At 33.4% G+C, this 25130-nt stretch carries 23 protein-coding genes, 1 riboswitch and 3 other annotated features (1 of these 27 cut by a window edge); of the genes, 1 reads left to right on the top strand and 22 read right to left on the bottom strand.

The features are described from left to right. Window positions 1-14, bottom strand: a binding site (T-box leader); it reaches 228 nt to the left of the window's first position. Window positions 15-72: 58 nt separating this feature from the next. Further along, complete coding sequence (locus KA900_RS07320; protein ID WP_210139411.1) at window positions 73-651, top strand: DNA-3-methyladenine glycosylase I; 579 nt, start codon at window positions 73-75, stop codon at window positions 649-651. 396 nt (window positions 652-1047) lie between these two features. Here KA900_RS07320 and KA900_RS07325 read toward each other — a convergent pair whose 3' ends face one another. From KA900_RS07325 to coaE, 22 genes are all read right to left on the bottom strand, one after another. Then, complete coding sequence (locus tag KA900_RS07325; RefSeq protein ID WP_210139412.1) at window positions 1048-2130, bottom strand: AbrB family transcriptional regulator; 1083 nt, start codon at window positions 2128-2130, stop codon at window positions 1048-1050. 221 nt (window positions 2131-2351) lie between these two features. Then, a complete protein-coding gene (hemL, locus tag KA900_RS07330) occupies window positions 2352-3635 on the bottom strand; it encodes a glutamate-1-semialdehyde 2,1-aminomutase (RefSeq protein ID WP_096809278.1) in 1284 nt (427 codons plus the stop codon). A gap of 13 nt (window positions 3636-3648) precedes the next feature. Next, the gene (gene hemB, locus KA900_RS07335; RefSeq protein ID WP_119487941.1) at window positions 3649-4626 is read right to left on the bottom strand and encodes a porphobilinogen synthase; all 978 of its coding nucleotides are present in this window, start codon (window positions 4624-4626) and stop codon (window positions 3649-3651) included. Beyond that, a complete protein-coding gene (locus tag KA900_RS07340; protein WP_096809276.1) occupies window positions 4616-5302 on the bottom strand; it encodes a uroporphyrinogen-III synthase in 687 nt (228 codons plus the stop codon). Before KA900_RS07340 ends, hemB begins: the two co-directional genes overlap by 11 nt. A gap of 18 nt (window positions 5303-5320) precedes the next feature. After that, window positions 5321-6247, bottom strand: coding sequence for a hydroxymethylbilane synthase (gene hemC / locus KA900_RS07345; RefSeq protein WP_096809274.1), 927 nt, complete (start codon window positions 6245-6247; stop codon window positions 5321-5323). Window positions 6248-6294: 47 nt separating this feature from the next. After that, window positions 6295-7131 (bottom strand): cytochrome c biogenesis protein, encoded by an 837-nt coding sequence (gene ccsA / locus KA900_RS07350; RefSeq protein ID WP_096809272.1) that lies wholly within the window; start codon window positions 7129-7131, stop codon window positions 6295-6297. A gap of 21 nt (window positions 7132-7152) precedes the next feature. Then, window positions 7153-8487 carry a glutamyl-tRNA reductase gene (hemA, locus tag KA900_RS07355; protein ID WP_096809269.1) on the bottom strand — a complete coding sequence of 445 codons (1335 nt, stop codon included), beginning with the start codon at window positions 8485-8487 and terminating at the stop codon, window positions 7153-7155. Between the two features lie 159 nt (window positions 8488-8646). Then, complete coding sequence (gene yihA / locus KA900_RS07360; protein WP_103373298.1) at window positions 8647-9234, bottom strand: ribosome biogenesis GTP-binding protein YihA/YsxC; 588 nt, start codon at window positions 9232-9234, stop codon at window positions 8647-8649. Window positions 9235-9506: 272 nt separating this feature from the next. Then, a complete protein-coding gene (gene clpX, locus KA900_RS07365; protein ID WP_096809263.1) occupies window positions 9507-10769 on the bottom strand; it encodes an ATP-dependent Clp protease ATP-binding subunit ClpX in 1263 nt (420 codons plus the stop codon). A gap of 186 nt (window positions 10770-10955) precedes the next feature. Next, a complete protein-coding gene (gene tig / locus KA900_RS07370) occupies window positions 10956-12266 on the bottom strand; it encodes a trigger factor (protein ID WP_096809261.1) in 1311 nt (436 codons plus the stop codon). A gap of 183 nt (window positions 12267-12449) precedes the next feature. Further along, the gene (locus KA900_RS07375; RefSeq protein WP_119487940.1) at window positions 12450-13373 is read right to left on the bottom strand and encodes a hypothetical protein; all 924 of its coding nucleotides are present in this window, start codon (window positions 13371-13373) and stop codon (window positions 12450-12452) included. 12 nt (window positions 13374-13385) lie between these two features. Beyond that, the gene (locus KA900_RS07380; RefSeq protein WP_096809256.1) at window positions 13386-13997 is read right to left on the bottom strand and encodes an NUDIX domain-containing protein; all 612 of its coding nucleotides are present in this window, start codon (window positions 13995-13997) and stop codon (window positions 13386-13388) included. Window positions 13998-14513: 516 nt separating this feature from the next. Next, the gene (rplT, locus tag KA900_RS07385) at window positions 14514-14870 is read right to left on the bottom strand and encodes a 50S ribosomal protein L20 (RefSeq protein WP_096809253.1); all 357 of its coding nucleotides are present in this window, start codon (window positions 14868-14870) and stop codon (window positions 14514-14516) included. 66 nt (window positions 14871-14936) lie between these two features. Beyond that, window positions 14937-15137, bottom strand: coding sequence for a 50S ribosomal protein L35 (rpmI, locus tag KA900_RS07390; protein WP_096809251.1), 201 nt, complete (start codon window positions 15135-15137; stop codon window positions 14937-14939). Between the two features lie 28 nt (window positions 15138-15165). Continuing rightward, window positions 15166-15693, bottom strand: coding sequence for a translation initiation factor IF-3 (infC, locus tag KA900_RS07395; RefSeq protein ID WP_096811207.1), 528 nt, complete (start codon window positions 15691-15693; stop codon window positions 15166-15168). A 23-nt stretch (window positions 15694-15716) separates the two neighbouring features. Then, window positions 15717-15845: a sequence feature (ribosomal protein L20 leader region), on the bottom strand. Window positions 15846-15909: 64 nt separating this feature from the next. Further along, a complete protein-coding gene (locus KA900_RS07400) occupies window positions 15910-17397 on the bottom strand; it encodes an amino acid permease (protein ID WP_103373299.1) in 1488 nt (495 codons plus the stop codon). 212 nt (window positions 17398-17609) lie between these two features. After that, window positions 17610-17782, bottom strand: a riboswitch (Lysine riboswitch). A 58-nt stretch (window positions 17783-17840) separates the two neighbouring features. Next, window positions 17841-19778 carry a threonine--tRNA ligase gene (gene thrS / locus KA900_RS07405; protein ID WP_096809246.1) on the bottom strand — a complete coding sequence of 646 codons (1938 nt, stop codon included), beginning with the start codon at window positions 19776-19778 and terminating at the stop codon, window positions 17841-17843. An 82-nt stretch (window positions 19779-19860) separates the two neighbouring features. Next, window positions 19861-20069 (bottom strand) — a binding site (T-box leader). Between the two features lie 47 nt (window positions 20070-20116). Beyond that, the gene (gene dnaI, locus KA900_RS07410; protein WP_103373300.1) at window positions 20117-21040 is read right to left on the bottom strand and encodes a primosomal protein DnaI; all 924 of its coding nucleotides are present in this window, start codon (window positions 21038-21040) and stop codon (window positions 20117-20119) included. 3 nt (window positions 21041-21043) lie between these two features. Next, a complete protein-coding gene (locus tag KA900_RS07415) occupies window positions 21044-22435 on the bottom strand; it encodes a replicative helicase loading/DNA remodeling protein DnaB (protein ID WP_119487939.1) in 1392 nt (463 codons plus the stop codon). After that, window positions 22436-22906 (bottom strand): transcriptional regulator NrdR, encoded by a 471-nt coding sequence (gene nrdR, locus KA900_RS07420; protein WP_096809240.1) that lies wholly within the window; start codon window positions 22904-22906, stop codon window positions 22436-22438. A 263-nt stretch (window positions 22907-23169) separates the two neighbouring features. Further along, entirely contained in the window at window positions 23170-24195 is a 1026-nt protein-coding gene (gap, locus tag KA900_RS07425; protein ID WP_115342119.1) for a type I glyceraldehyde-3-phosphate dehydrogenase, read from the bottom strand. A gap of 297 nt (window positions 24196-24492) precedes the next feature. Then, complete coding sequence (gene coaE / locus KA900_RS07430; protein ID WP_096809236.1) at window positions 24493-25119, bottom strand: dephospho-CoA kinase; 627 nt, start codon at window positions 25117-25119, stop codon at window positions 24493-24495. Between the last annotated feature and the right edge of the window lie 11 nt (window positions 25120-25130).

Consider the following 25130-nt stretch of genomic DNA (forward strand, 5'->3'; position numbering starts at 1 on the left):
GTAGACAATATTCCTTTACTTGATTATAGTATAATGGATATGAAAATAAGTCAATAAAATGGAGTGAAATTTATGAACGAATGTGCATTCGGTACAAAAGATCCTGTTTATATTCATTATCACGATGAAAGTTGGGGCCACCCACTTTATGATAACCTAAAATTATTTAAACTAATAGCTTTAGAATCCCAACATGCTGGACTTTCATGGTTAACTATTCTAAAGAAGAAGTCATCTTATGAGCAGGCTTTTTATCAGTTTAACCCAGCACAAATTGCACAAATGACTTCAGAAGATATAGATAGGTTAATGGTATTTCCAAATATTATACATAACCGAAAAAAATTAGAAGCAATTGTAAATCAAGCCAAGGGCTATTTTGAAATTGAAAAAGTGTATGGCAGCTTTAATGATTTTTTATGGTCGTATGTTGATTTTCAACCTATAGATTGTGGGTACACTAATCCAAGTGAGCGTGTTACAGTCGATGCACGTGCAACTGAACTCTCTAAAAAATTAAAACAGTTTGGCTTTAAGTTTTTAGGTCCTGTAACTGTTTATTCATTTTTAGAAGCTGCAGGTTTGTATAATGCACATTTACAATCTTGTCCATTCAATCCAAAGTATTATAATGGCAAAGGGTTTGAATAATCAAGGTGTTAGATAGCAGCGATATTGCTTAAACGACTACATTGTTCTGTGCCGTTCTGCCTCTCAAGCGTGACAAAATACAAAAGAATAACTGCTCGCTTATTTTGTACAGCCTCATTAATTTCACACTATTATATCAATAACGCTCTACTCTCTTTAATTTATTTCAATTACAAGATGATTTAAATTAACTATAAATCTATTCCTAACTATGTTCTAACCTTGTCACTGATTTCAAATTTCAAACAAAAAACCACTCCGAAGAGTGGTCAAAGGATGAAGTACCTCCAGTACTTCATCCTTTATATTATCAAACAAAATTATATTGTTCAACGCAATAATTATTAAAATATTGTAAACTTGTTAAAGTTTTAGGCGAGATTGTATATTCAACAATCATTTTTCATTATGATAACCTTGTCTTGCTCTATATTTAAGAAAATAATTTAACATCGGTGCAATTAAAAATAGTATAAAGAATATTCTAAAGATATGATAACTCGATATCATAGCTACATCAGCACCTGTTTCAATGGCAACTAACACAATTTGACTCATTCCCCCAGGCGCTGCACCTAAGAATAGTTCGTTTACTTGGTGATGAGAAACAGAAGATATAAATAGTACCATTACAAACGCAAGTAAAATCAATAAAATATTTTGAAAAGCGATTGCTACAGCAATTCTTCCTTTCATTTGATCTAATAGTTTTGCAATTTGTATACCTATACGTATCATATATATGATTTGAGCAGCAGCAATAATATAATTATCTAACGTAAACGTCGCACTAGTAAATAAATTCCAACAAATAAGTACAAGTATTGGTGCAAGTAATTGCTTCGTTGGAAAATTTATTTTTTTCATAACAAAATAAACAACAGTTATCGCAATAATTAATATAAGTATATTAGGGAGGGTTAAAGCTTGTGTTAAAGTTTTAGTCTTATTGGTAGCAAGAGCCCCATCATTATCTGGATTTTTAAAAAAGTAAGATAAAAAAGGTACGAGTATTACAACAAAGATAATTCTAGAAGTTTGCGTTAGACTCACTACCATAATATTCGCTTTTTTATTCTCTTCCGCCATAATTAACATCTGGCTCAAAGCACCTGGAATAACGCTAAGTATCGCTGTTTCAGTATTAACATTGGCAATTTTTTTAAAGAAATACGCAATAATTAACGCTAATACAAGGAGCATGACAGTAATCATAACGATGGTAAACCAATCATCTTTAATATCTAAAATAACAGTTTTAGTAAAAGTAGAACCGATTTGAACACCTAATAATACTAATCCTATTTGACTCAACCAAAATGGCCATTGTACATCTAGGTGTAAATAACGTATACAAACGATACTAGCAATAATCGGACCAAACATGAATGGAAGTAAAACATGTGCCGCATTAAGTATCAAACTAAAAATAAGTGCTAGTATTAATACGATTAAGTTACCTTTTAATTGCTTATTCATATTCTCACAACTTTCTTAAGTATCGTCACCCTATTATGTAAATTTAAAAGGAGCGAGTTAGAAATCAAAATGTTTAATTTGATTTCGAATCCCCGCCCCCAAAGGTAAAAAAGAACTCTAAAACACTTAGTATACTTACTGTAACGAAACCGGCCATCTAAAAAACTTTACTGTTTCCATCAGTATAGTACATTATTGATGTTAAATAAAGTTGGTATATATTAGACAATACGACTTAAAGCAGTATCAAACGCTTCTAATGTTTTTTGGATATCTTCCTCAGTGTGTGCAGTTGAAAGGAATGTGCCTTCAAATTGAGATGGTGGTAAAAAGACACCTTCTTTAGCCATTTCTCTGTACATTTGGCTAAACATTTCTAAATCACTTTGATTCGCCTCTTCAAAATTGGTTACTGGCCCTTCATTTAAGAAATAGCCTATCATAGAACCAGCACGATTAACAGTGATTGGAGCATTATGTTTTGCAAAAATAGTTTTCAAACCATCTTCTAATAGGTCCCCAAGTTTATTGAAATAATCATACGACTCAGGTGTTAATTGTTTTAGTGTTTCATAACCACTCGTCATTGCTAATGGATTACCTGATAACGTACCTGCTTGGTAAATATTACCTGAAGGTGCTATATGATCCATAATTTCTTTTTTTCCACCAAAAGCAGCTGCAGGCAAGCCACCACCAATCACTTTACCTAAACACGTTAAATCTGGTGTCACATTAAAGTATCCTTGCGCACAGTTATAACCTACTCTGAAACCAGTCATTACCTCGTCAAAGATAAGTAATGAGCCGTATTCATTTGTGATATCTCGTAGTCCTTGCAAGAACCCTTCAACTGGTGGCACAACGCCCATATTACCAGCTACTGGTTCTACAATCACGCCTGCGATATCGTCACCATATTCTTTAAATGCAACTTTAATAGATTCTAAATCATTGTATGGTACTGAAATTGTGTTTTTAGCTATGCCTTCTGGTACACCAGGGGAATCAGGTAGCCCTAATGTCGCAACACCAGAACCTGCTTTGATTAATAGTGAATCACTATGGCCGTGATAACAACCAGTAAATTTCACAATTTTATTTCTACCAGTATAACCTCGGGCTAAACGTAAAGTATCTAGCGTTGCCTCTGTACCTGAAGAGACCATACGTAATTTTTCAATAGAAGGAACGCGGTCTATAACAAGTTCAGCTAATTTATTTTCAATAATTGTTGAAGCACCAAAGCTAGTCCCATTGTCTACAGCCTCATGTAATTTTTCATTTACTTGCTTATTCTTATGACCCAAGATTAAGGGACCCCAACTTAGTACGTAATCAATATATTCATTACCATCAATATCATATATTTTTGAACCTTGTCCATGATCCATAAAAATAGCAGGTGTGTCTACTGATTTAAATGCTCTTACTGGACTATTTACGCCGCCTGGCATCAGTTGTTCGGCTACCTTCATTGCTTCTATAGAATTATTATATCCCATTAAAATTGCCTCCTTATTGTTCATCAATATATTTACAAATATCTTTAGAGAAATAAGTGATAATCATGTCAGCGCCTGCACGTTTCATTGAAGTCATTTGTTCCATCACTACTTGTTTTTCGTCAATCCAACCGTTAAGCGCTGCAGCTTTAGTCATACTGTATTCACCACTCACATTATATGCGACTACAGGCACATTGGTTGTATTTCTTACATCTCTGATGATATCTAAAAAGCTTAATGCAGGTTTAACAATCATCATATCGGCGCCTTCATGTAAATCACTTTCTAGTTCTCTCAATGCTTCTCTTCTATTGGCTGGATCCATTTGGTATGTTTTTCTATCTCCAAATTGAGGTGTAGATTCAGCAGCATCACGGAATGGTCCAAAGAAACTTGAAGCATATTTAATACCATAACTCATAATTGGTATATTGTAATAGCCTGCTTCATCTAGACCTGCTCTAATTTCAGCAACAAAACCGTCCATCATATTACTAGGCGCAATAATGTCAGCACCTGCTTCAACTTGGGAAATGGCAGTTTTAACTAATAGTGGTAATGATTTATCATTATCTACATCTTGCGTTTTTTCATTAATGACGCCACAATGGCCGTGATCTGTATATTCACATAAACATGTATCTGCTACGATAAGTAAATCGTTGTACATTGCTTTGGCTTTCCTAGTCGCTTCTTGAACAATACCATTATGGTCATAAGCGCCTGTACCAACAGCATCCTTTTCGTTTGGTACGCCAAAGAACATAATACCTCTGATGCCTAATTCATAAGCTTCTTTTATCTCTTCATCAATTAAATTTAAACTTAATTGGTATACGCCTGGCATAGATTTAATTTCTTCTTTAACATTGTCGCGTTCAACTACAAAAATTGGATAAATTAAATCTTCTTTACGTACGTATGTTTCACGCACCATATCTCTCATAGATTTGCTACTGCGTAATCTTCTATGTCTATCAAATTGCATCATTTTCCCAACTTTCTAAGATTTTATTTGTTAATGAGTCTAACGTTTGTATATCTGAAATAGTGGCATCATAGCCATAGTGCATTATAGTATCCAATGTTTGCTGACCTATTGCATAGTAATGGTTAAATACAGGCGTTGGACCTTGTTCAAAAAAATATTTCACTGCTGATGAACTCGCAAACGTGATAGCATCTAATTCATTATATTTCATCATTCGTTTAACCATTTCAATGTTATCTTTATGTGGTATAGGTCGGTATAAATCAATTTTACATACATGATGCCCTTGTTGTTTTAAACTATTTTGTAATAAAGGACGCGCTTGTGCACTAGAAGGTATCAAAATATTACTACCCTTTATAGTTTTAAAGGATTTAAGAAAACCTTCTTGCGAATAATCCGATGGATAATATAGAACATCAAGCCCGATTGACTTGCAATATTCTGCAGTTTTAGCGCCTATTGCAGCAAATTTTTTCACTTTCACTTGCGATAAAAATGATTGAAAATATCTGACTGCGTTTTTAGACGAAAAAATAAGCCAGTCATAGTCGACTTTTAACAAATTTAAATCAAACGATAACGGTTCCACATCTATAAAAGGCTTGTGTAGAATATTTATACCATCTTTTTTAAATTCGTTAGTTTGTGTCATAACTATCACTGGTCTCATTATTTTCACCTCGAACGATTATTGTTCTTCGTTAAGTGCTTTAATTATTTCATATGCACCTTGCGCATTTAAAACTTCAGTAACTTTTTCACCGAGCTCAACTGGATTTGTACCACGCTCTGTGTGTTCGTAACGTTCTTTACCATCAGGTGACATGATTAGTCCTGTAAATACTATTGTACCATCACTATTTTTACTAGCATAGCCTCCGATAGGCACCTGACAGCTTCCATTCATACGCTCTAAAAATGTACGTTCAGCGGTTACACATTCGGCAACGTCATGGTTATGGACTTGTGTTAATAAGTCTAATAATGCTTTATCATCCGACCGACATTCAATGCCTAAAGCGCCTTGTCCTATTGCTGGTATTAGCGTATCTTCATCCAAGTAGTCAGTAACGATGTCATCTGACCACCCCATACGCTTAAGTCCTGCCGCAGCTAATAGTATAGCATCATAATCTTCATTTTCTAATTTACTTAATCGCGTGTCTATATTTCCACGAATCCATTTTATTTGTAAATGAGGATATTTAGCAAGTATTTGAGCACCACGTCGTAATGAACTCGTACCAACTATACTATTATCAGGTAATTCATGTAGAGGAACATGATTTTTTGCTATATAAGCGTCATAGGGGTTTTCTCGATCGGGCACACATCCTAAAGTTAATCCTTCAGGTATAACACTTGGGACATCTTTTAAAGAATGTATAGCCATATCAATTTCTTGACTAAACAAGGCATTTTGGATTTCTTTAACAAATAAGCCTTTGCCTCCAACTTTAGATAATTGTTTATCTATAATACGGTCGCCTTTTGTTACGATTTCTTTAATTTCTATCTCTAAACTAGGGTCAATCGCTTTTAATTTATCAATAAACTGTCTGCTTTGCGTTAAAGCTAATTTACTTCTACGTGAACCTACAACTAATTTACGCATCATGCGCAACCTCCTAGAAAAAATCTATTTAACTTAATCATACATCATTAAATACCTGTCCATTGATGAAAATCAGATATATGCGAAGCGAAAAATAAATTAATCATACTAAGACAAAATAATATGATATTAAAATAAATCAATTTGTGCTTATTTATGATTTTTTTCACTCTAAAAATCAAATAAATTCCATATAATAACGTTATTATTAACGACATGATTACTTTAGGATCTATAAGAATATATCCCCCTAATGTATTGAATCCCCATTGTGCACCTAATATGATACTAAATATAATGAAAGTAAAACCTATTAAACTACTATAGAACACGACTTGTTCAAGTGTAGCTACACTTCCAATCCTAAAATATTTTTGATCAAATTTCTTTTGTTTCAAATTATTATATTGTATTAAATACAATATACAATTGACAAAAGCAAATGCAAATAATGCATAGCTAATGACCGCAAAACTAATATGGACTATGAGCAATTCATTTATAATATTTAATTTCTCACCCGTACTTTGATATCGCATCGGTTGGAATGTATTAACAGCAATTAATAGAAAGCCAATAATATTAAATAGAAATATCGACAAATTAATTTGCTTAATCACACTAATCACTATTGAAATAGAAATGATTAACCATGCTAATGCAAAGAACACATCAAAAATGTTTCCTAGGGGGATTTGTTTTGTCACATTTATATATAAAGATAAAGAGATTGTTTGTAACATCCAAACAACCCCTAATGTAACAAAACCAATCGTTTTAATCCTATGGTTTTTTCTCACAAAATCAAAAAAATAACAAGCAATGCTAAGTAAATAAATTAATAAAATAAGTTCATTTAGTCTAATGAACAAAAATTCTTGCATATCATCACCATTTGCATATGCTTATTCAAAACTAAAAATTTGACTTGTCGTAGCTACATTACGCTTTTTCTTTTTGGGTTCATAAGCTTGTTCTGCTTCAATGTCAAAAATGTTTTGAAATAGCTCTAATTTTTCGTTACCTTTTTTGTCACTACTCAACTCTTTAGCCTGCTTAATAGGATCTTTTAACATTTGGTTAATGATACTTTTGGTGTGTTTTGATATAATTTTGCGTTCTCTTTCTGTTAAACCTGGGAGTTTTCTATCAATACTACTCATTGTATCTTCTTGTATATTCATTGCTTTTTCTCTAAGCGCACGAATTACAGGAACGACACCTAGCATATTAACCCATTCATTATGTGCGTCAATTTCTGCTGGTATTCTCTGCAAGATTTCATTGGCTGCATTCTGACGTTCTTTAAGGTTAGCATCTACTAATCCTTTCAAATCGTCAACATCATAGTTAAACACATCTTGAACAGCATTTATATCAGGTTCAATATCTCTTGGAACTGCAATATCTATTAACACAAGTGAATCATTTTTTCGTTGCGATTGTATTGAACTGATCATGTGATCCGTAATAATATACGTATCTGAACTAGTTGAACTTATAACTATATCGGCATGAGCCAAAAGTTGTGGTAGTGCTTCCATAGATTCATATTTAACATCATGTGCTATAGCTAACTGTTGCGCTTTGCTCACAGTTCTATTTACTATAGTAATATCTGTTACATTTGAACCTATCAAATTTAAGAGTGATAATTCACTCATTTCCCCTGCACCGATGATCAAAGCTTTTTTATTATTAATTTTGCCAAACACTTTCTTACTGAGTTCAACTGCTGCATATGAAACACTTACTGCATTATCTGCTATATCAGTGTCATTGTGCGCTTTTTTCGCAAAAGTAATTGCTTGTTTAAATAAGTGATTAAATACAGTACCCGTCGTATCTTCTTCTTGAGCAACAAAGAATGCATCTCTGATTTGTCCAAGAATTTGAGTTTCACCTAATACTACAGAATCTAATCCTGAAGTAACTTGCAATAAGTGTCTTACTGCATCGTCCCCCACAGTTACTTCAGTCATAGCTTTAATCTCTTCTACTTCAAATCCAAAATTTCTCGCTAAAAAACGTTGAATATAATAGCGACCTGTATGAATTTGATCAACAACCGCATATACTTCTGTACGATTACAAGTTGATAATATTACATTTTCTAAAATAGATTTAGTTTCGAATAAATCAACATTGGCTGAACGTATGGCATCATCTTTAAAAGCAACTTGTTCTCTCAGTGCTACATCTGCTGTACGATGATTAATGCTTATCGCAATTAAATGCATTTATAACGCCCTCCATACATATTACAATAAGTAAATTATAACACAATTATCATTTGAGTTAAGCAACTTGCACACGTAAATTAGAAATATTCTAATTTACATTCAAATAGTTGTCATAATTTGTACAATTAATGTTGCCCATATCATTGTTATTAATTTTTATAAATATTTTTCAATTATATTCCATACCTGTTGTTGCTTACTATTTTTTATAGAAGAATAACTTATAATTTCATCTTCAGGTTCCATTTCAAGTTTCCGTTGTACATTGGATAAATGTTTTTGGACTTTACCTTTTGCGATTTTATCTTCTTTAGTTGCAACAACCAATATTGGAATATCAAAATATTTCAAATAATTATACATTAAAACGTCATCTTCTGTGGGATTATGTCTTAAGTCAACGAGTTGAATTACCAGTTTTAGAGACGCTCTCTGCGAAATATACTTTTCAATCATTTTCCCAAACGCTTCACGTTGTTTTTTGCTTACTTTGGCGTAACCATATCCTGGTACATCTACAAATACAAGCTGGTTATCAATATTATAAAAATTGAGCGTCTGCGTTTTACCAGGTTGTTGTGATGTTCTAGCCATATTTTTACGACCAATCATGCTATTGATAAACGTTGACTTACCAACATTAGATCGGCCACTCAGCCCAACTTCACTCAAACCTGTTTCAGGATATTGTTCAGGCTTGACAGCACTTATTAGTAATTCAATTTCATTAGGATTTATTTTCATTACCGACCCTCTTTTCTATTAAACATACTCCATTATTATATTACACAATTTCAAATAATAATATGTATTTTTCTATGATTTTATACCTTTTAACAAAGAAAGAGGCTAAGACATAAATACGTCTCAGCCTCGAATTTCATATCGGCACTACCGCTACTTGAAAATAAATTTTGTGTCAAACTTTTTCGAGTTTAGCATGTTCGCCGTTACACAACAAAACAATCTTTTTTTAGGAAAATTGGAATTGTATCGTTTTCTTTTGTGTTACTAAATTAAGCAGAAGTTTGTTCCTTGTTTACAAGGTTTCCTTCTTTATCGTATAGTTCAGGATTTTTTTCTTCATTAATTGTTTCTTCAGTTATAACTACTTTTACAACACCTTCAGAAGATGGCACATCGTACATAATATCAATCAGTGCTTCTTCGATAATTGAACGCAATCCACGTGCGCCTGTTTTACGTTCTATGGCTTTATTACTAATAGCTGATAATGCTTCATCTGTAAATTCTAATGCTACATCATCAAGTTCTAACATTTTAGTATATTGTTTCACTAACGCATTTTTAGGTTGCGTTAAGATGTTTTTCAATGCATCTACATCTAATGTTTCTAAATTAGCAACAATTGGCACACGACCGATAAATTCAGGGATTAAACCATATGATTGTAAATCTTCAGGTCTAATTTGTTCAAGGATAGCATCTTCATCATATTTAGATGCTTCGCTACTTGAAAAGCCAATCACTTTTTCTCCAAGTCTACGTTTGATTACTTCATCAATACCATCAAATGCACCACCAAGTACAAATAAGATATTCGTTGTATCAATTTGAATTAACTCTTGGTTTGGATGTTTACGACCACCTTGTGGCGGCACGCTTGCAGTAGTACCTTCAAGAATTTTTAATAATGCTTGTTGCACACCTTCACCAGACACATCTCTTGTAATAGATGTATTCTCTGATTTTCTAGCTATTTTATCAATTTCGTCTACATAAATAATGCCTTTTTCTGCTTTATCTACATCAAAATCAGCTGCTTGAATTAAGCGTAGCAGAATATTTTCAACATCGTCACCTACATACCCGGCTTCAGTTAGACTCGTAGCGTCTGCAATCGCAAAAGGTACGTTTAAAGTTTTAGCTAGTGTTTGAGCTAGAAGCGTTTTACCGCTACCTGTTGGTCCGATTAATGCAATATTACTTTTTTGTAATTCAACATCATCTTCGTTTGGACCTAAATTTTGAACACGTTTATAATGATTGTACACTGCAACTGCTAGAGACTTTTTAGCTTTTTCTTGGCCGATAACATAATCATTTAATTGGTCCATAATTTCTTTAGGAGTTGGTAATTCTGTTAGCCCCTCAGATTCTGACTGAGCTAATTCTTCTTCAACTATTTCTGAGCATAGCTCAATACATTCATTACAAATGTATACGCCACTTCCTGCAACCAACTTCTTAACTTGATCTTGGTCTTTACCACAGAAAGAGCATTTTAAATTTTCTTCATCTTCATTGAATTTGAACATTCTATTTACACCCCTATTCCCTAAAGACTATACTAGATAGCATTTTAATATGCAACTTGAAGAAAACTCAAGTTTTTTGCACAAAACATTGTAGCAGACACATTGTTCAAATGCATCTGCTACTAATTTACAATATTAAACAACTAATCTATATTCCTACAAACAATATGCTTGAGAAATGTTTAGTTACGCTTCTGAGTCATCTTTAGATGGTTCTACTAATTTTGCTTCTTCAACTAATAAATCGATTACTTTTTGGATACGCACATCATTTTTCACAATGTCAGTATTTCCAAGTGTTTGTTTAATATCTTCAACTGAGATATTAAATTGTTCACTCATTTTTTCTAATTCTTTATCGATATCAGCGTCAGTTACTTCTACTTCTTCTGCATCAGCAATCGCAGTTAAAGTTAAGTTTGTTTTAACGCGTTCTTCTGCGTCGTCTTTCATTTGTTCTCTTAACTGTGACTCATCTTGTCCAGAAATTTGGAAGTAAGTTTCTAAATTAAGACCTTGTTGTTGCATACGTTGTCCAAATTCTTGAACCATACGGTCTAATTCAGTTTTAATCATAGCTTCTGGAATATTAATTGTTGTGTTATTAGTTGCTTTATTGATAGCTTCCTCTTTTTGAGTGTTCTCAGCTTCAGTTGCTTTTTGTTCAGCTAAACGTTTACGTAAATTGTCTTTGTATTCGTCTACTGAGTTAGCTTCTGCATCTAATTCATTCGCAATTTCATCATTTAATTCTGGAACATCTTTATATTTGATTTCATTTACTTTTGTTTTAAAAGTAGCTTCTTTTCCAGCTAATTCTTCAGCGTGGTATTCTTCTGGGAAAGTTACGGTAACATCTTTTTCTTCGCCAGCTTTCACGCCTACTAATTGTTCTTCGAAGCCTGGAATGAATGAACCTGAACCAATTTCAAGGTCATAACCTTCAGCTTGTCCACCTTCAAATTGTTCACCATCGACATAACCATCAAAGTCGATATTGACAGTATCACCGTTTTCAACTGCGCCGTCTTCTTTAACAACCATTTCTGCTAAATGACCAAGTTGATGATCGATTGATTCTTGTAATTCTTCTTCTGTTAATTCAGTATTTTGTTTTTCAACTTCTAAACCTTTGTACTCACCTAATTCTACTTCAGGTTCAACTACAACATTTGCTTCAAATGTCATATCTTCACCTTTTTCAATTGATGTCACGTTAATTTCTGGTTGATCAACTGGTTTGATTCCAGCTTCGTCAATAGCTTCACCGTAAGCTTCTGGTAATAAGATATCAACTGCATCTTGATACAATGCTTCTACACCAAAACGTTGTTCAAAAATTTGGCGAGGTACTTTCCCTTTACGGAAACCTGGCACATTAATTTGTTTAACCACTTTTTTGAAAGCTTGATCAATTGCTTTGTCTACTTTTTCTGCTGGAACAGTAACAGATAAAACGCCTTCGTTACCTTCCTTTTTTTCCCAAGTTGCTGTCATGTATAAAAACCTCCATGATTATCCTATTTTATTTTTTCAACTTCATTATTATAGCACACGTCAAAGCTCGACACAAATTATGAACTTTATATGAATAATCAATGAAAAATTGAAACTTATTTTACTTTTATATTTCCTTTTTAACGTTTACCCATGAATCAAATAAGTTAAATACAAAATCCACTATTTTTCTTTATCTAAAGAAACGATAAATGTAATAACATGGTTTGTTTCATCTAATATTTCTAAGCCTACCATAGATTTAAAGTAGTTACTATACGCTTCTACCCAAGCATCTTTGGTTGCAATGTTTTCAATATTTATTGGATAAAGTAAAATGGCATGATTGTTCAATAAGTGAAGCGCTTCTTCAATAAGTTGCGCTGCGTCATCCTCAATATTTTTCAAAACATTTGGAATAACATCAGTCTTAAACGTCGTGTGTTCCAACCCTTCAAGTTGGTATGGTATCACATCAACTTCAAATCCAAATTTATGGATGTGAATTGTTGATTCGCATTCAGCAAACCGTAAATATTCTAACATAATACTTACAACGTTTGGTGCTAAATGTCCGTCATTTAATAAATGCATAACTGTTTCTTGGTAACGATATTGACTATAATCAATTAACGATAAAATTGTATTAACTTGTTCCCTTAACGTTAAAGCATCAAAATTTTGTAGCATTTGTGCTGCCCGTGTATTATGCTTATCTATTTGACTCAAAGCATATTCTTTAATAGGAAAAAGTTCCATTCTTGTCTTATGGTCATTTACTTCATCGATAATTTGGTTGATGATTTCGACAACTTCAAAATATTGATCCAAACCATTTAAGCTTTGTACATAATAGATGATTAAATCATCGTAATTTGAAATGCCTTGTTTTAATAAAATGATCGCTTCTTCACGTAACTCTAAGTAATGTTCCATCTTATAAAGCATAGCACATTTCAACAGAGCCATTTGTTCATCAAGTTCAAACTGTGCTTCTAGTGACTCAAACAGATTATACATTGTTTCAAAGTCATGCTTATTATATGATTGCTTTATTTCTCTAATCAATTTATCTTTTGAGCGTGGAAATGGAATAATATCAGACATTGATCAACACCTCTATTGTATTGCCTGTAATATGAGTGCACTCCATGTTTCAAAATCATCATATTGCTCTATCTTATTATGATTTACCCATTTGATTTTTAAAGTGTCTGTTTCTTTAGCCTCTACATCATTACTATCGACTTTAATTTTAAAGACAACACCCAAGTGGACTTCACCAACTTCATTTGTATCATCATTGATAAAACCTATGTATGCTAAATTTTGAGATTTATGCTCTGGTAAACCTACTTCTTCATCTAATTCTCTTTGAGCATTTACTCTGAGCACTTCGTTAATAGATTCAGCGCCTTTAACATCATTCATATGACCACCAACGCCAATAGAAGATTGGCCATGCAAACGAGATTCTCCACCGCCAGAAAGACGTTCATAAACTAAAATTTCATCGTGCTCGTTTTCTAAGATACAATATGAAATAAGTTGTTTGTAACTTGGATCTTCTTCCATGTCACCACGACGTTTAATTTCATATTTAGAAAGTGTTTCAAAAATGTCTTGACCTTTATTAGAATTTTTATCTAAAAAACCATTAAATTGATTATTTTCGTTATCAAATAAAACTTTTCTTGGTACTACTGTAATCATTTCATCAAATTTAGACATTGGTTTCTCCTTCATATGTGACTTCCTTGTCATTTTATCAAATCATTTACATATCTCAAAATGATACTACAGTTAATAAGGTACAGACAGAAATACAAAATTTCAATACCTCGAGATCTCCCACAAAACGTTTCTGCCTATGAGACAAAACACAAGCGTAGAAGCATTTTCATACACAATGGCATGTTCCAATCATTATATATAAACGATTCGTTTCCATAAGCAGAAGATGTCAACTAAAACGCATGCACAAGCTTTACTTTAAAAGGCGTCGTTCTCTAAACATTTGATACTCATATGTTTCATCTACATAATCATTGCTGACACCACATAAAACAGAGCGAGATAGAAATCACATTTTGCTAAAATGATTTATCTAACTCGCTCCGATAAGATGGTTATAAAAAAGTATACAAGCTTGATATTAAATACATTTTCATTTTAGTTATTTATATTGTCTATATATCATTTAAGGCCAAGACATTACATATGTCTTAGCCTCTTTTAACTTAAAAATTATTTTAAAGCGTCTTTAGCTTTAGCAACTAATTCAGCAAAAGCTTTTTCATCTGAAATAGCAATCTCAGAAAGCATTTTACGGTTAACATCAATACCAGCTTGTTTTAAGCCATTCATTAATCTTGAATAACTCATATCGTGTTGACGTGCAGCTGCGTTGATACGTGTAATCCATAATTTACGGAAATTACGTTTTCTTTGACGACGATCACGGAAAGCGTATTGTCCTGATTTCATAACTTGTTGTTTTGCAACTTTATATAATGTGTGTTTAGCACCGAAGTAACCTTTAGCTAATTTAATCGTTTTTTTACGACGCGCTCTTGTTACCGTTCCACCTTTAACTCGTGGCATAATAAATTCCTCCTCAAAATGTGTACATTCTTAATTTTTCGTTGTTTCTTATAGCTATATCATCAATTATTTTTTATAAGTTAATAATTGTTTTACACGTTTCATGTCTGATTTGTGTACTAATGAAGCTTTACGTAATTTACGTTTTTGTTTAGTAGTTTTGTGTGCAAACATATGTGAAGTGAAAGCTCTTGAACGTTTTAATTGACCTGAAGCAGTTCTTTTAACACGTTTAGCAGCTCCACGGTGTGTTTTCATTTTAGGCATGATTCATTTCCTCCTGTATTATCAAATATTATTTTTCATTTATTGGGTTAAGCATAATGAACATTTGACGTCCATCCATTTTAGGTTTTTGCCCAATAGTTGCAATATCTTTGCATTCTTCAGCAAATTTTTCTAAAACACGTTGTCCAATCTCTTTATGCGTAATCGCACGACCTCTGAAACGAATTGAAACTTTACATTTGTCGCCTTTTTCTAAGAATTTACGTCCGTTTTTCAATTTAGTTTGGAAATCATGTTCCTCAATTGTTGGACTTAAACGAATTTCTTTAAGGTTAATTGTTTTTTGTTTCTTCTTCATTTCTTTTTCTTTTTTCTGTTGTTCGAATTTATATTTTCCATAATCCATTATTCTTGCAACAGGTGGTTTAGCATTTGGAGCCATTATGACTAAATCTAAACCAACTCGTTCAGCCATTTCTAAGGCTTCAGATTTCGATTTAACACCGATTTGTTCTCCATCTTGCCCTATTAAACGTAATTCTTTTGCGCGAATCTTTTCGTTAACTTGAGTCTGATCTTTTGCTATGGTTGACACCTCCAAGATTTTTACGAAATTATCCCAAGCAAAAAGAGCGAGTATATAATATACCCGCTCTTCTCTACACATGATCTTTCCATGTATATATAGACCTGCCAACTGCATTCAGCGTCGCTACAGGTGAGAAGCGGGAGCTTCTACTTGGTTCGTTTCGTATTCAACATTACCTATCTTAGCAACAATACTGATATAAGTCAATACTTTGTTTGAATATTATTTTATTTCATCCATATCCACGTCTTGGCGAAGGTTCACTTTTTCTAATGGTACAATTTTAGTTTTATAGCGTACTTTATGATAAATAAAGAATGCTAGGAATACTGGGATACCCATGTAAGTAATAATAAAGCGATTCAAATTAAAGTCGCCCGTTTGTATAAAATCGACGTCTTGGCCAATGATTACAAGCACACATAGTACGCCTGCGAAAATCGGGCCAAATGGGAATAATTTAGCTTTATATTTCAATTTAGATTTATCATAATTCTGTTTATCAAACGCTTTTCTAAACCTATAATGGCTGACCGCGATACCTACCCAAGCTATGAAACCAGTCATACCACTTGCTGCAACGATGTATTCATACGCATCGCCACTTAAATGTTGTAAAACAAATATGCCAATCACAATGATTGCTGTTGCGATAAGTGATACATAAGGTACACCGCTTTTATTTGTTTTACCAAATATAGGGTATGCTAATTTATCTTTACTCATCGAATATAACATTCTAGTAGAAGCGTACATACCTGAGTTACCCGCTGATAGCACCGAAGTTAAGATGACCGCATTCATAAACGATGCCGCAAATGCTAAACCAGCGTTTTGAAATACAAGCGTAAATGGCGAAGTTGCAATATCATCACCGCCACCCATCAATGATGGGCTATCGTACGGAATCAACATACCAATTACAAAAATAGCTAATATATAGAAAATCAATATTCTCCAAAATACTTGTTTAATGGCTTTTGGCACAGCACGTTCAGGATTTTCAGATTCACCCGCTGTAATACCAATCAATTCAGTGCCTTGGAACGAGAACCCTGCAACTAAGAATACACCTAAAATAGTTAGCAGACTGCCACCCAATCCATCTCCAAGTATTGGGCCGCCACCTTTAGTAAATGTATCGAAGCCAACAAATTCTCCGCCCATAATACCTAAGATGGTTAGTAATCCTATTGCGATAAAGATAATAACTGTTACAACTTTAATTAATGCAAACCAGTACTCGCTTTCACCATATACTCTAACTGATAATGCATTGAGTCCGAATATAATGATTAAAAATAGACAGCTCCAACTCCATGCTGGGATACCTGATAATGGCGTCCAATATTGAATAACTTGGGCTGCAATTGTAACATCAGCTGCAACTGTTATTACCCAGTTAAACCAATAATTCCAACCTAGTGCAAACCCTAATGATGGATCAACAAAGCGTGTCGCATACGTACTGAATGACCCAGATACGGGTAGGTAAGTAGCCATTTCTCCTAATGATGTCATAAGGAAAAACACCATTGCTCCAATAATTGCGTATGCAAGCAATGCGCCTAAAGCGCCTGCATCATGAATTGCGCCACCAGAAGTCATAAACAATCCAGTCCCAATACAACCCCCAATTGCTATCATGGATATATGACGATCTTTCAATCCCCTTTTTACTCCATTATTCTGAATTTCTTCTTTTGCCATAGATGCTCCCTTTCTTTTAAACTTAGAGGTTAACTTACTAATATAATTAAAAACGCAAACTTATAGTAAGTAGTGATATTACCGCTAGAATAATCATGTCGTTTACACAATTTGTCGTAAATTTTTCCCGTATTTGTATGAATGATAATCTTTAACCTAAAATAAAATGGTTGCATACCTATTAGATATGCAACCATTTTAATAATAGCATTTATATAGGTAGCACATCACATATGTGACAGTCCAGTTTCTTTCGATAACTGACCCAACCAACAGCGCATCTGGTCACTGTTGGTTTCGGCGTCTTCACCTTTCACAAATCCTACATATGCCCCAAATAGCTACCGGACTGTTACTGATTAAAAACGCAACCTCTAACTCAAATTCAATATTTTTTATTTCACTAACTTGTAATATACATGATTTCAATAAGAGTTTCAAGACTATCTTTGTTTTTTAAGTCTAATCTCGTCTACAAGTTCCCAAATAAATGTTTCTTTTTCAACAGTTTCTTGATCTTTTGAACCGTATTTTCTTACGTTGACTTCATTGTTCTCAACTTCTTTGTCACCAACTACAAGTTGGTAAGGGATTTTTTGCATTTGAGCTTCTCTTATTTTATACCCCATTTTTTCATTGCGATCATCGATTTCTACTCTCACACCCTGTGATTTAAGCTCATCTTGCAGTTGTCTAGCATAATCATAATGCAAATCTACATTAACTGGTATAATTTCGACTTGTTTTGGTGCCAACCAAGTTGGAAATGCACCTTTCGTTTCTTCAGTTAAGAATGCAACAAAACGTTCCATTGTTGAAACAACGCCACGGTGAATGACAACAGGTCTATGTTGTTCGCCATCTTTACCTATATAAGACAATTCAAATTTTTCAGGAAGTAAAAAGTCTAATTGTGCTGTAGATAATGTTTCTTCTTTACCCATAGCAGTTTGAACTTGAACGTCTAATTTCGGACCATAGAATGCAGCTTCCCCAATGGCTTCTTCATAATCTAAACCAAGTTCATCAACCGCTTCTTTCAACATACTTTCAGCTTTGTTCCACATTTCATCATCATCAAAATATTTTTCTTTATCTTCTGGATCTCTATAACTTAAACGGAAGCTATAATTTTCGAAACCAAAATCCTGATAAACATCAATGATTAAATTAACAACGCGTTTGAATTCTTCTTTAATTTGGTCTGGTCTTACAAAAATATGTGCATCATTCAATGTCATACCTCTCACACGTTGCAAACCAGATACTGCGCCACTTGCTTCATAGCGATGCATTGTGCCTAATTCTGCAATTCTAATTGGTAGTTCACGGTAAGAATGAGGTTTATTTGCATAAATCATCATATGGTGCGGACAGTTCATTGGTCTTAAGACCATTTCTTCATTCTCATCTAATTTCATAGTTGGGAACATATCTTCCTGATAGTGGTCCCAGTGGCCTGATGTTTTATATAAATCCACATTTGCCATTACTGGAGTGTAAACATGATCATAACCCATGCTTACTTCTTTATCCACGATATATCGTTCAATTTCACGACGAATTGTTGCTCCGTTTGGCAACCACAATGGTAGACCTGCACCTACTAATTGGTTGTTCGAGAATAATTCTAATTCTTTACCAATTTTACGGTGGTCACGTTCTTTACGTTCTTCAAGCATTTTTAAATGTGCTTTTAAATCTTTTTTATCAAAGAATGCAGTACCGTATATACGTTGTAGCATTTTATTATCACTATCGCCACGCCAATAAGCACCTGCAGTTGATAATAATTTAAACTCTTTAATTTTTGACGTTGAAGGTACATGGACACCGCGACAAAGATCAGTAAATTCGCCTTGTGAATACAAAGTAACATTTTCATCTGATGGGATTGCATCGATTAACTCTAACTTATACGGATCGTCAGCAAAAAATGTCTTCGCTTCATCTCTTGAAACTACTTTACGTTCAATTGGATAGTTTTCATTAACAATTTGTTTCATTGTTTTTTCTATCTCTTCAAAATCATCAGAGGAAACGCTTTCTGCCATATCAAAATCATAATAAAATCCGCCTTCAATTACTGGGCCAACACCAAACTTCACATCTCCATATAAACGTTTTAAAGCTTGGGCCATAAGATGCGCAGTAGAATGACGCAACACTTCTAATGCTTCCTCACTGCCAGGCGTTACGATTTCAATTTCGCCATCGTTTTCAATTGGACTTGTTAAATCAATTAATTGTCCGTTCAATTTACCAGCGACTGCCTTTTTTCTTAAACCTGGGCTAATAGAATGCGCAATTGTTTCAGTAGTTGTACCCTTATCAAATGCTTTCGAATTACCATCTGGAAATATAATATTTATTTGATCCATTTAAATTCCTCCTATATCTATACTTGCCTTAAATCTTCACGAATAGCTATAACTTACACAAAAATAAAAAGACCCCATCCCTAAAAGGGACGAGGTCTTCGCGGTACCACCCTAATTAAAGTTACAATCATATCAATTGCAACTAAACTCTGCATAAGGTAACGGTCTTGAGCCGGATGTTTATTAAAACATCTATAATGAAGTAGTAATCAATAATGATACTTACCAATTTCTCATCAAACATTGGCTCTCTGTGAAGTATGATATTATTCATCTTGTCTTCATTTTATTTCGCTTGATTTAGATTTAACTATATTATACAACATTTTTTTAAGAATTCAATCGTCTCGATAATTTTTTCCTTCTAAAAAATAGGGTTTTGCCAATGACTTAATCCGTTCCATAATCCGAGCTGCTTTTGTTTTTTCTGTGCCGTCACGTGTGACAGATAAGTGATATTCTAATTCTTCAAAACTTAAATTAGAACTGAAGAATGTTGGTAATTCTTGGACCATTCTATAATGTAACAATGGTCCAATCACTTCATCTCTTGCCCATGGGGTGATTTCTTCAGCACCTATATCATCTAACATAAGGATATGGGACTCGCGGACTTTTGCCAATTTGGTTTCAAAACTACCATCTTTAAATCCACCTTTTAAAGCGCGAATAAACTCAGGTAAATATACAATGGTCGACGAGACTTTTTCAGCTTTTAATTGATTTGCGATTGCACCTAATATAAATGACTTCCCAGTGCCAAAAGGTCCATGTATATATAATCCTTTAACTTGTGGTGTTTTGCTAACTATTTTTTCACAAATATCAGTTGCTGCCATAGCAACATCAATACGATCCCTTCTATCCATATATATATCGCTCAATTTTGCATTCAATGTATCACGTTGCATATGATGTGAAGAGATTAAATGCGCATTAAATTTCTCTTCGTCATATTTTATTTTACAAGGACAAGGAAGGTAACGAATCTTGATATGTTGATTTTCTACGTATAATTCTGGAATATGACCTTTAACAAAGTTAGGACAGTCTTTAAAATCGTGGCCGTCATAATGTTTTTCTTGGTCTTTATATTCTTGCAAAATATTTAAATCTTGGTCGATCATTGCGTTTGTTACTTCAGATTGGTGTGATTCTAAAAATGTTTTTACGTCAGGATCGTTTATGACATCTTTTTTAATCTTTTCAATTCGTTTACTTAAATCTTTAGAATCACCCATAATATGATTGAAAGACTTCATATATTATTCCTCCTCTCTCTTGCTATTTAATCGTTTTAATAACGCTTCACGATCTCTTTTTAATGTTTCATCTTCATCAGCATTTACATTATTATCTGAAGTTTGTGAATTAGAAGCTTTGTTATCACGTTCTTCTAACCATTTCGGTGTCATTTCTCTAGAAACAAGTTGTTTAGGTTTATATTTACCCTTTGTAACTTGATTGGAGTGAGTGTCTTTGGGTTGATTTACCTTCTTCGCGTAATGATAAGCCTGTTCTGCCGTCTTAATTCCCTTTTTCTTCCAATTTGATGCAATTTCAAAAATATATGATTTAGGAAGTTTCATATCTTCTTTTAACATCACGAATTGTAAAAGTATATTAATCACACCAAATGGCAACTGTTCTCTCTCAATCAATTCTTCAATCATGTATTTTTGCTGTGTTGTCGGTTCAGATTCAGACCAAGATGCAAGCATATCAATTGGACTCGTTTCATCTAATTGCTTTAACCAATTGTTAGATGCATCAGATGGTTGTATATTTTCCCCACTATTTTCATTATTATGATAGTTTGTTTCTTGAGCATTCAGTTTCGGCAACTGTTGTTCATGCTCAATAAGATAGTACGTTCTTGCATGTTTACGCAATTCTTCAAAAGAGAGTGTTTGCGCACTCGTAATTGATTTCAAAATAATACGTTTCATGGCTTCTGGTGTTAAACCATATAAAGTTGCAATTTGCGTTATCAGCGTTTTCGCTTCATGATTAATAATCTTTGTACTGATAAAATGGTTTTGTAATAAATCATATAGTGTTTCAAAATCAAAGTGCACATGTGATAAATCCATACCACCATACGCCTCTTCACTTTCAATCTGTTGTGTATCTACAGTCATTGATTTATTAGGCACTTTAAAAACATCAGTAAAAGTACGTGTGACATCTTGGTACTGGTCTAAATCGATAGACACGTAATCCTCAAAATGTGTCTTTAATTGAAAATAGCGTTGTTTACTGACCTCGCTATATAAATATACTGACAGCATAGGGTCATTGAAAAATTGCTGAGATGATGGCGGTTGAATTAATTGATATACAAAAGAAGAATGTTGCTGATTATGGTTAACATAAGATTTTACTAATCCTATGCCCTCTAACAAATCCATTTCTTTTCTAAATTCAAGTAAATTTATCTTCAATTCACTCATGATAATATAATGTGTCAATACCATATCTTGTTTAAATTCAACAAACTGGTTTAAATAATGGTATAAACCAATCGCCTTTGATCCTATCATGGGCGTAAATAATCTATTTAGTATTTCTAAATGTTTATGATTTAGATAAAAACGGCGTATGACATGGAAATCGTCATGTGGCCTCAAACCATAATCATAGGGCTGTAATCCCATTTAAGAATCACTCCGTTTATTCTCTGCTAAAATCCCTTGCATTGATTGCAATAATTGATCAACATCTTTAAATTCTTTATAAACTGACGCAAAGCGTACGTAAGATACTTGATCGACATGCATTAATAAATTCATCACATGTTCTCCTATTTCTCTAGAAGAAATTTCTGCATGTCCTTCATCTCGCAATTTCCATTCTACATTATTTGTAATATCTTCTAACTGTTGATAGCGTACTGGTCTCTTCTCACATGAACGCACTAAACCATTTAATATTTTTTCACGTAAAAATTGTTCTCGTGTACCGTCTTTTTTCACAACGATTAGCGGTCGTTTTTCAATATGTTCGAACGTAGTGAACCTTGTGCTACATTGTTCACATTCTCTTCTACGTCGAATCGCATTTACTTCATCAGCATGTCGTGAATCTACAACGCGAGAGTGCGTTGAACTACATTTCGGGCATTTCATCGAATTACCACCCTCTCAATTTGATTACCTTACATTATACTACAAATCTTTAAGGCACAAAAGATTGCTATTACACAATTCAGCAATTAGTTTTAAAAAGCATTTCGTTTATAATAAATATTTGAAAATAAAAACTCCTTTTAATGTAAGATATCTGTTCTTACTTTAAAAGGAGTTTTGTATTATCTTCAATAATAAATAAATATTCATTCATAATCAATTAATTTAGATAATGTTATATTTTGTGTTTATTAAATAAGGTATTAATGTGCTACGGTTGAAATATTATTTTTTAATAACTGACCAATTTCTTCGGCCACATCAACCACTCTGTTTGAGTATCCCCATTCATTGTCATACCAAGCAATCACTTTTACTTTGTTATCACCCATTATCATCGTACTTTGCGTATCAATAATTGCTGAATGTGGGTTTGTATTAAAGTCCATTGATACAAGCGGTGCATCTTCAGTTGCAATCACATGGTCTAACGGGTGGTTTTTAAATGCTTCGTTAACTTCTTCGGCTGTTACTGAAGTATCTAAATCCACTACTAAATCTACTAAAGATACATTTTTAGTTGGCACTCTTAACGCCATGCCATGTAGTTTACCTTCTAATTCAGGTAATACTTCTTTAAGTGCTTTTGCAGCTCCTGTGGAAGTTGGAATGATGCTTTCATTGCATGAACGTGCACGTCTTAAATCTTTATGTGGATTATCAATGTTGTTTTGGTCATTAGTAATAGCATGAACAGTTGTCATTAAACCATTTTGAATACCAAATTGGTCATTTAATACCTTAGCTACAGGTCCGATACAATTTGTTGTGCATGAGGCGTTGCTAAAGATATCGTATTTTTCGATATCTAATTGGTCATCATTAACACCTTTAACTATCATTTGCACAGCACCGCCTTTAGAAGGCCCTGTTAACAATACTTTTTTAGCGCCAGCTTTAATATGTGCGATAGCTTTATCCCCATGGTTGAATTTACCTGTAGCTTCAATTACAACGTCGATATCTAGTGCTTTCCAAGGTAAATTTTCTGGGTTTCTATCAGCTACAAGCTTAATTTTATGATTATCGACCATTATACCGTTCTCCACCGGTTCTACTTTTAAATCGTAGTTACCGTGTGTCGTATCATAATTGATTAAGTGTGCAATTGTCTCGGGTGGATAGCTAGCATTAATCGCTACTATATTCATATCCTCACGTTTTAATGCAATCCTTAATACCATTCTACCTATTCTACCCATGCCATTAATTGCAATATTTGTCGTCATTCAAAGCACCCCTTGTCTTAGTGTTATACTTTATGGAATTAGTATAACATAAATAGATGAATGAGAAAGCGTTTTCTTGAATAATTTTTAAAAAATTTAAAGTTTATAAAATTGTAAGTTTGCGATATTCATTCTTATCATACAACCAAATAGCTTGATTAATATTTTCATAACCTAAAAAAAAACGAGAGTAGGACAAAATCAAAGTTTTAGTTTGACTTAGTCTCTACACCCGCATTTATAAATTATTGCAATTCATTATTTAACGATTCAATGAACGCAACCATTGTTCATCATTTAAACTTCTTGAGAATGGTCTGTTGCATTCTCAATATAACCTTCATCTACTAATAATTGTTCTAAATTTTGTTTCAACTCTATTTTAGAATCTCTATTATCTATCACATGATCCGCCATTCTACGTTTTTTATCTATAGAAATTTGGCTATATACTCGCGCTTTAGCATCTTCCATAGAAATATCGTTACGTTGCATTAATCTATCTATCTGTATACTTTCTGAAGTGTAAACGAGCCACACCTCATCCACTGTATCTTGTAAATCATTTTCATATAATAAAGGGATATCCATAATAACATTATATCCATCTTCTAAATAAGCTTCTTTTTCTTTTTCCATGATTTCTCTCACAATTGGATGTACGATTTCATTCAATTCTAACCGTTTTTCTGGATGATTAAAGACAAGATCGCCAACATAGGAACGATTCATGTTACCATCTTCACCAATTGCTTCATCTCCAAATGTTGCTCTAACTTGATCAAGGCCTTTCGAACCCTTCTCTACTGCTTTACGTGATGCAATATCAGCATCCACTATTTTAAAGCCATGCACAGATAGTAATTCTGAAACAGTCGATTTACCTGATGCGATACCACCAGTTAATCCAATAACTTTAGGCATAATTTCACTCT

This window comes from Staphylococcus sp. GDY8P120P, assembly GCF_017892065.1.
GTDB lineage: Bacteria > Bacillota > Bacilli > Staphylococcales > Staphylococcaceae > Staphylococcus > Staphylococcus nepalensis.